The following is a 9,076-nucleotide window of genomic DNA, read 5'->3' on the forward strand; positions in this document are numbered from 1 at the left end:
TGACGTTGAAAGGCTCAGAACCCTTGCACTCGATCGCTTGAATCTGGCGATCGAGTGAGAATATTTGCAACAAAACCATTTTTTAGCAAGGAGTTCAGGCTTTAGAACAGCATCAGGGACTAATTCAGCAAGCCCTAATTAACGTTGGCCGAGACTTTACTCTCCAGGCAACTCTTATTTCCTTGGCTTGACGATTGCTAAACTTCGTAGTGGCAATTCCTGAATTATCCCGACAAAGACGATCGATTAGATCCCGCTATTATTACGATACCACTCGATCGTATTTTTCAGTCCCTCTTCAATCTTTACTGCTGCTGTAAACCCAAAATATTCTGTAGCCTTTTGAGTATCCAAACAGCGGCGAGGCTGCCCATTAGGTTTGTCAGTTTGCCAGACGATTTCACCTTGGTATTCCATTAGTTTACAGATTAAAGTAATTAGATCTTTAATCGTAATTTCGTAGTTAGTTCCCAAGTTTACCGGATCTTCTCGATCGTAACTCGTCGTCGCGATCGCAATTCCCCGCGCCGCATCATCTACATAGATAAACTCACGGCTGGGACTACCATCGCCCCAAACCTGAATCTGCTTCTCTCCAGCGATTTGAGCTTCGTGTACCTTTCTAATTAGGGCGGGAATTACATGAGAACTTTCAGGTTTGAAATTGTCCGCAGGGCCGTACAAATTCACAGGTAATAGATAAATACCATTAAATCCATACTGCTGACGATAGGATTGTAATTGTACTAACAGAGCTTTTTTAGCAACCCCATAAGGCGCATTAGTTTCTTCGGGATAACCATTCCAGATATCTTCTTCTTTGAATGGTACGGGCGTAAATTTAGGATAAGCACAAATCGTCCCGACACAGACAAATTTACCAACTCCAGCTTGATAAGCTGCGTGGATGAGTTGGGTGCCCATCATCAGATTGTCATAAAATAATTCGGCTGGTTTAACTTGATTTAAACCAATTCCGCCGACGTGTGCAGCTAAGTGAACGATAACGTCTTGACTTTTTACTGCTGTGTGACAGTTTTCTAATACCCGCAAGTCACAATCAGCAGATCTAGGTACAGTAATATTGGCACGATTGGCACCAGCCGCCAGCAGTTGACTAATTACTTGCTGTCCGAGGAAGCCAGCACCTCCAGTAACGAGAATACGCTGAGTAGATAAATCTAGATTTGTCATAAATTCGATTAGTGCGGGTGTCTAAATATTACCTGTAAAAGCGAGTACTAAGAACTAAGTCATAATGCTTGAACAGTTGACAGTTGAAAGCGGCTTGCGCTCTGGAGGTTCCCTCCAGATTGAGGTATCGAATACTGGTGCTCATGCGGCTTGCGCCTAACACACCCTACATCTACGCGTAAGTCACAAGCTGTCAACTATCAACTATCAACTATCAACTATCAACTATCAACTATCGACTGATTTAATCGTGCATTGTAGCTAATGCTTGACGGACGATCGCGACATCGGGTAATGTTTCTTCACCTGTATAATTGGGTGACCTTAATCCAAGTGCGTGAAGGTCTGTATCGACCATCAGATGGACTAATTCGGTGAAAGTTACTGAAGGTTTCCAGCCAAGTTTTTGTTGTGCTTTGGTAGGATCGCCGATGAGTAATTCTACTTCAGCAGGGCGCAAGTAACGGGAATCGAATTCAACGTAATCTTTCCAATTGAGATCGACGTAATTGAAAGCGACAGTTAGGAATTCGTGGATAGCATGGGTTTCACCAGTGGCAATCACGTAGTCATCTGGTGTGTCCTGTTGGAGCATCAGCCACATCGCGACTACATAATCTTTGGCATAACCCCAATCCCGTTTGGATTCTAGATTGCCTAGATAGAGTTTATCTTGTTGCTTTGCCACAATTCGCGCGATCGCGCGGGTGATTTTGCGGGTAACAAAGGTTTCACCACGACGGGGCGATTCATGATTGAACAAAATCCCGTTGCAGCCGAAGATATTGTAGGACTCGCGATAGTTAATGGTTTGCCAGTGAGCGAATAACTTACCGCAAGCATAGGGGCTGCGAGGGTAGAAGGGGGTAGTTTCCGATTGGGGGACTTCTTGCACTAAGCCATACATTTCGGATGAGCCAGCTTGATAGTAGCGGACTTGGAGTTTTGTCCGTTGCTCGTAATCACGAATGGCTTCTAGCAAGCGCAGCGCACCCATGGCAACTGTATCGACGGTGTATTCGGGTGCATCAAAGCTCACCCGAACGTGGGATTGGGCACCGAGGTTGTAGACTTCTTGAGGTTGGGTGAGTTCTAATAAGCGGCGTAGTGTAACACCGTCGGCTAAATCGCCGTAGTGGAGAAAGAGTTTTGCCCCAGGTGTATGGGGGTCTTGGTACAGATGTTCGATTCGATCGGTATTAAAAGTCGATGTCCGGCGAATAATGCCATGAACTTCGTAGCCTTTAGAGAGCAGGAGTTCGGCTAGGTAAGAGCCATCCTGTCCAGTTATGCCCGTAATTAATGCACGTTTTGTTTCTGTCATTTTGGCACTTATCAGTTATCAGTAAAATCACTGGGGTCTAATTGCCCCATCATATCTCCGAATTGCGATCGCCTACTACCAATTTTTTACCGATGTAGGTTCACTATTTTAATATGCCCCATTATTTTTGGGGATTATCGTCATTAATACAGTTTTGAACACAATGCGGAGATCTAACCAGAAATTACGCCGTTTGACATAGCCAACATCAATCAGAATCCTTTGGGCATAGGGAATATCATTTCGACCAGAAACTTGCCATAATCCAGTAATACCAGGTCTAATCGTCAATACTCGATCGATCTGAGTCCCATAACGTTCGATTTCTTCAGGGACAAGCGGACGCGGACCGACTACACTCATTTCGCCTTTGAGCACATTGATAAACTGCGGAAATTCATCTAGATTGGTGGTACGGAGAAACTTACCAATCTTGGTGATGCGGGGGTCTTGCTTGAGCTTAAAATTTTCCGAAAATTCTTGGCGGAGATCTTCTGATTCTGCCATCATTTGATGCAGTAGTCGATCGGCATCGGGAATCATTGTCCGAAACTTAATACAGCCAAAGTGGCGATGATTTTTGCCGACTCGTTCTTGGACATAAAAGATCGAGCCTGATGAAGTGCAAGCTATCGATACAGCTAGTACCAAGTAGACTGGGGCGCACAACACCAGCACTGACACCGAAAAAATAATATCAAATAGCCTTTTAGCGATGTCGCTAGACTTGGGGCGCGATCTTTTTTGGGCTGCACATTTGACTGATTTACTAGCAATCTGTTGGCTGGCTGCGGTCATTTTACTCCTCAATTTCACTCTATCACCAATATTTTCCAGATTATATAGACAAATCGCACTACTTATTCGTTACCCATACTTTTAGTCAGCTAAACTCTACCAGCTCTAGTTTGAGTCCCCAATTTCCACTGCTGATAGTAACGATCGACTAAACTCAGATATTGCGATCGAAACACAGGAGCCGCGAAGCTTTCAGCATGAGTGCGAATCAGCTCGGATTGAAACTGCTGGTGGTAAGTTTCAAAGGTAGCGACAGCCGTAAGAATTGCCGCCGTAGTCTGAGCCGGAAATAAAATTCCCGTACCGCAATCGGGATGAGAGCGAATGTCTAAGACAGTTTCCGCAGCACCGCCAACCCCGTAAGCAATAACTGGCGTACCACAAGCTTGTGCTTCCACCAATACGATACCAAAATCTTCGCAAGCTGCATAGACAAATGCTCTAGCACGAGCTAAATAATCTTGGACTACAGTGTCGGGCTGATAACCTAGAATTGTGACGTTAGGTTTGGCAATTTGTTGCAATTTTTGTAATTCAGTTCCCGTACCGATGACGACTAGATTTTTACCATTGAGATTAAATGCTTCGACAATCGGCGCGACTTGCTTGTAACCGACTAGGCGACAGACTGTTAGATAGAAGTCTTCTTTGTTAGCGGTACAGGTAAATCTATCGATATTGACTGGGGGATATACCACATCAGCTCGACGGCGATAAGATCGCCAAATTCGGCTGGCGGTAAAGTGAGAGTTGGCAATAAAATAGTCTACCCGATTTGCTGAGATGACATCCCACTGGCGCAAGCGATGCAACAGATAGCGGGTAAATATGCCTGGGATGCCCTGTCCGAGTCGGCTTTGGTGCAAATAGTCAAAAGTTAGATCCCAAGCATAACGCATGGGCGTATGGCAGTAGCATAGATGCAATTGTTGGGGGGTAGTCAGGATACCTTTGGCAACTGCATGGGCGGAGGATAGGATTACATCATAATGCCGTAAGTCTAACTGTTCGATCGCGATCGGCATTAATGGTAAATATTTCTGTACGCCGCCTTTGACTCCAGGCAAGTTTTGGAGGAAGGTGGTGCCAATTTTACGCTGGTAGAGGTAACTATGTGGATTGGTTGATTCAAAGTCAATCAGAGCGTAGAGATCTGCATCGACGAATTGGAGAATTTCTTTGACTACTAGTTCCGAACCTCCGGTGGCTTTGGGTGTTAGCCATTCGTGTACTAGGGCATAGGTGATGTTTGAGGGGATGTTGAATGGAGTATTCTCTAACACAGAGGGATACGGAGGTTTCACGGAGGAACGCGGAGGGGTTGCTAGTCTATTTTAAGGGTTGAGGGGAGAATAATTTTGAGAAGATCGGGCATTGCTGATTTGAGGTATGATTTCCCTTTTTTTGCAACTCCCCGTCCCCCCGTCCCCCAGTCCCCCAGTCTTTCATACCCAGATGCAACGCCAAATATCATTAGGAGTCGAGGCTTTCGATCCATTTTTTGATGACTAAGGCTCGATCGAAGTCTGGTTGATTGAGGTAGATTGATTGTAAGTTATTTAACATTCTGAATAAAAACTGTCGATTAGTAATCGGTTGGAAGAGTTCTGGTGGGAGCGCGGAAATATCTTGTTGATAGATATTCATCAATTTTTGGCGACAGTCTTCAGTAAATAGTATTTCACCACGCTCGAAGGCATCTACAAATATCTCTGAATCTTCAAAGTCAGGACGAACTAGAAAATGTCCTGGCATCCCAATTCCCACCATCGGAAAGCCGATTCTTTTGGCAATTTCTAGATAAATCAGAGCGAGTGCGATCGGAATTCCAGTTCTTCGATCGATGACATCATTGAGGAAGCTATTACAGGGATTATAATAGTCAGTCCCATTACCATAAAATTTCAAGTCTGTGTATAAATATTGATTAATAGTCTGGATGACTTTGAGCGGATATTGAGTTTCGGGCAATCTTTGGGCTACTTCTGCACCCATCAAATCCAAAGCTTTCAGGTATCGATCGATCTCTAAATCTGGATACTCAATTTGGGCGATATATAAGGCAGCTTTCGCCAGATCGATTTCTCGATCTGGTTTGTCAATTTGGGCGATGAATCGATCGAGTGGGTTAGTCATTTGGTGGATGGTGGATGGTGAATGGTGAATTTAGCTGTCAACTGTCAACTTCTTAAATCTTTCCCTGAGCCATATTTCCAAGCTTGTAGAGATTGTTGATAATAATACTGCTGTGATGGGGAGAGTTGGGTGATTAATGGGGCAATTAATTTAGCGATCGGGTAGAGTCCACTGTAGCCACCTAGATTGATATAATTAATTAGCCAATCGAGTAGGGTAATTATTCCGACATGAGGAACGACTGGAATTACTGCTTGGGGGTTGGAAATTGAGGTTTGAAATAAGGTGCGAGAGAGTGCGGGAAACTGGACGACATCTTGCAGGAAAGGACGCAAGACATCATCACCTAAATGTTCCATCGACTGGAATACCGCTGCTAATAAATTGTTGATTCGATCTGGATGAACTTTTTGCTCGATTCCGACACTCATGGCTCGTTGGAACATCCAGGTAACGGCGATGTTTGGCTGATAGGGTTGTAGTAGTTGGAGATCGTTATTGCTCAGTGCGTCTGCTTGAAGTGCCATTTCAATCCCGCTAGTTAGTCTAGACAAATGCCGAATCATCGCTCCAAATCCACCGAAGCTAACGGGAGATTGACTACCACTACTATCACCAATTAATAATACTCGATTCCAGAATATTTTTAGGGGACTATCGCGATAGGATGGAAAGCAGCCAAATAGACATCGCTGAAAATTTAGGTGAGCTAATTCTATCTGTTGATACGTAGGTAATAATCGCAAGTATTCATCAAACAGGAACTCGACACTAAACCTGTCAGGATGTGCATCCAGATAGGTAAATAGATAAGTGGTACGTCCATCGCGGGCGGGAAATGCTTCCCAAAAATACTGACATTGATGTTCAATCGGGGTAATCGATGCAAAAATATCGCCCGTTTGATTTTGCTGGTATCCCGTCGCACAACTGCCTACTACCAGACAAATTCCCTCTGGCTTTACACCAGCTCTCGCTTGGGCTGCAAGTGGCGAGAAATGTCCCATTGCATCGATAAATAACTTACTAGTGAGCTTGCTATTTCCCACCGTAATTTCTACCCCATTCGGGTGAATCGTCACTCGATCGCATGAACTACACTCTAGTAACTTACCGCCATCCTCCAAAAACTTTGCCTTGAGAGTGGCGAGTAAATATACCGGATCTACGCCAACATTTAAGACATCTCGCACCCAGATATCGGGGGTATTCGGAAAAGAGATCCGTGCGGGGTTATATTCAGTGACGATCGCGATTTCTAATTCTGCCGCAGAGAGTAGTTCCATCTCTACTAATACCATCAATTCCGCCCGCGAGATATTCCACTCCTGCGCTCTCCCTTTCAATTCTCCCCGCTCGATGACAGCTACTTTAAAACCGCGCTGTTGGAGAGCCGCCGCCAGGATAATTCCCAGCGTACCACCAGCGATCGCCAGATCGAAATCGATGGTTTTTAAAAATTCATCGCTTGAAACGACCATTTCACGTTGGGGAATCCGTCCCTGACGCAAATTTTGCCACATTTTATCGACTCGATCGAGATTGGCAAAAGTATCGGCAGGAAATTTGGCAGCCATGTCAGCAGCGATCGGCATAGAATTAGAACAGAGAATTACTCACTATGGTAGATCGTATGGATACTGAATCTCAAGCACGATTACTGATGAAAATCCTAATCGGTGTCGCTTGGCTCGATGGTGAAATCCAGCCGCAAGAACGCCAATATCTGTCGAAAGTTGCCCAAACACATCACATAGATCGGCACATTGAGATCGAGCCATTATTGACTGGTACGAGCAAAGTTACAGCAGCAGAATGTGAACAGTTGATTCAAGACTACCTCGGCTCTAAATCGATCTATGATGATGATTTCCTAATTGAAGCAATTAGCGGTTTAATCTATAGCGATGGGGATGTTGCTGTTGCTGAAGCAACACTCTTAACCCGTATTCAATCAGAACCAGCTTTAGCACAACCAAGTCGGCAGTCCTTAATGACTAGAATTCGGCAACTTTATCAGAATTGGCTTCAGAATACCTAACCACCAATATGGTTCGGTTAAATAAACCTTAGATCGTAGTATTAGTCCGCGTAGCGAAAAGTGCGTTCTTGGGGTTTCCCAACTGGGCGGGTTACCCGACCAGACAAGTGAAGCACCTTTTCAAGACAGGCGGACTTTGCATCAGTAGCGGCGACTTTAGTCGCTAGCTAACCGAACTGTATTGATAATCCCTATCCCCTAATTGAATGGCTCGTTCCTTATCAAACCGCGATCTCTTGTCCCAAATCCGAGAGATCTTTACAGGTGAAACATTCCTATATATTCTCAAACGATCGCTTCAAGCCGTTCTTACCCTATTTCTAGCTTCGATTCTGTGCTTTGCGATCGTCCAGTTATCACCAGGCAATTTTCTCGATACACTCAGACAAAATCCTAAAATTACGCCGCAGCGGATTAAGGAACTGATGGAGCAGTTTGGATTGAGTGACAGCAAAGATTTTTCAACTTTGGTGAATCAGTATTTTAAATGGCTGGTTCAGGCATTACAGGGAAATTTAGGCTTGAGTATGCTCTACTTCCAACCTGTTACTTTGCTAATTGGGCAACGAATTAGAGCAACTCTAGAACTGGCGATCGCGTCAATTATTCTAACATGGGCGATCGCGATTCCTTTAGGTATTATTGGGGCTGTCAATCAAAATAAATTTATCGATAAATTTCTGCGAGTACTCAGCTATACCGCCCAGGGATTTCCGAGTTTTGTGACGGCATTATCTTTATTAATCGTCGCTCAGATTTGTTCGCCACTGTTACCTGTAGGTGGTAGAACTAGTATCAATCATGAAGAATTACCCGCGATCGGTCAATTGTTTGATATCCTCTGGCATATGATTTTACCTACTATTGCGCTGACAGCGACGGGATTTGCTGGGCTGCAACGGATTACGCGGGGTGAGTTATTAGATGTCTTGCGTCAAGATTATATTCAGACAGCTAGAGCCAAAGGTTTATCTGAAAATCGGGTAATTTATGTCCACGCATTACGGAATGCAATTAACCCGCTGGTGACTTTACTCGGCTTTGAATTTGCCAGTTTACTCAGTGGTGCTTTTATTGCCGAATTCTTCTTTAATTGGCCGGGATTAGGTAAGCTAATTTTAGCAGGAGTAACAGCAAAGGATCTCTATCTCGTGATGGGTAGTTTGATGATTGGGGCAATTATGTTAATCATTGGTAACTTATTTGCGGACTTACTGCTCAAATTTGTCGATCCACGGATTAAGTTAGCAGATTTAAAGTAATAAGTCTATCTTGTCGATAGATCCTAAGATCTCCGCCAATGAATCAACCATTAGATGAGCACAATGATCTGGACTTGGTGGTTGAAGATTGCCATACTCAGATCCAGAATGCTTGAATTGGATCGTATACATCCCCAGTTGACGCGCACCAAAAAAATCTTTACGGGGATTGTCACCAATCATTCGTGACAAGTTAAGAAAATTAGAGATTTGTCAAGAGGGTGAGAAAAAGATGTCAAACTGTTTCTAGTCAACAGTTTGAGGAAATAGATACCTGATGACCAGCCGCAGCAGAAGTAACCGTGACCACGCCAAAAAGCA

Annotated in this window: 8 protein-coding genes; 2 read left to right on the plus strand and 6 right to left on the minus strand. The window is 44.2% G+C overall.

Translation table 11 applies throughout. The features are described 5' to 3' along the window. Positions 1–246: 246 nt before the first annotated feature. The 6 genes from ACEW9J_RS07580 to ACEW9J_RS07605 all read right to left on the minus strand — a co-directional run bounded on the left by ACEW9J_RS07580 (position 247) and on the right by ACEW9J_RS07605 (position 7,047). Entirely contained in the window at positions 247–1,194 is a 948-nt protein-coding gene (locus ACEW9J_RS07580) for a GDP-L-fucose synthase family protein (protein WP_373544525.1), read from the minus strand. Positions 1,195–1,438: 244 nt separating this feature from the next. Then, positions 1,439–2,518 carry a GDP-mannose 4,6-dehydratase gene (gene gmd / locus ACEW9J_RS07585; RefSeq protein ID WP_373544526.1) on the minus strand — a complete coding sequence of 360 codons (1,080 nt, stop codon included), beginning with the start codon at positions 2,516–2,518 and terminating at the stop codon, positions 1,439–1,441. 108 nt (positions 2,519–2,626) lie between these two features. Next, positions 2,627–3,316: a sugar transferase gene (locus ACEW9J_RS07590; RefSeq protein ID WP_373544527.1), complete on the minus strand. Its 690-nt coding sequence runs from the start codon at positions 3,314–3,316 to the stop codon at positions 2,627–2,629. An 89-nt stretch (positions 3,317–3,405) separates the two neighbouring features. After that, positions 3,406–4,620, minus strand: a complete 1,215-nt coding sequence (locus ACEW9J_RS07595; protein ID WP_373544528.1) for a glycosyltransferase — start codon at positions 4,618–4,620, stop codon at positions 3,406–3,408. A 169-nt stretch (positions 4,621–4,789) separates the two neighbouring features. Beyond that, a complete protein-coding gene (locus tag ACEW9J_RS07600) occupies positions 4,790–5,452 on the minus strand; it encodes a SirB1 family protein (RefSeq protein WP_373544529.1) in 663 nt (220 codons plus the stop codon). Positions 5,453–5,496: 44 nt separating this feature from the next. Then, positions 5,497–7,047, minus strand: coding sequence for an FAD-dependent oxidoreductase (locus tag ACEW9J_RS07605; RefSeq protein WP_373544530.1), 1,551 nt, complete (start codon positions 7,045–7,047; stop codon positions 5,497–5,499). A 38-nt stretch (positions 7,048–7,085) separates the two neighbouring features. Between ACEW9J_RS07605 and ACEW9J_RS07610 the strand changes: the two genes are divergently transcribed. Together ACEW9J_RS07610 and ACEW9J_RS07615 are read left to right on the plus strand one after the other, a co-directional pair. Continuing rightward, a complete protein-coding gene (locus tag ACEW9J_RS07610) occupies positions 7,086–7,493 on the plus strand; it encodes a TerB family tellurite resistance protein (RefSeq protein ID WP_373544531.1) in 408 nt (135 codons plus the stop codon). Between the two features lie 206 nt (positions 7,494–7,699). Then, positions 7,700–8,755: an ABC transporter permease gene (locus ACEW9J_RS07615; protein WP_373544532.1), complete on the plus strand. Its 1,056-nt coding sequence runs from the start codon at positions 7,700–7,702 to the stop codon at positions 8,753–8,755. The last annotated feature ends 321 nt before the right edge of the window (positions 8,756–9,076 follow it).

It is taken from the genome of Chamaesiphon sp., from assembly GCF_041737865.1.
GTDB lineage: Bacteria > Cyanobacteriota > Cyanobacteriia > Cyanobacteriales > Chamaesiphonaceae > Chamaesiphon.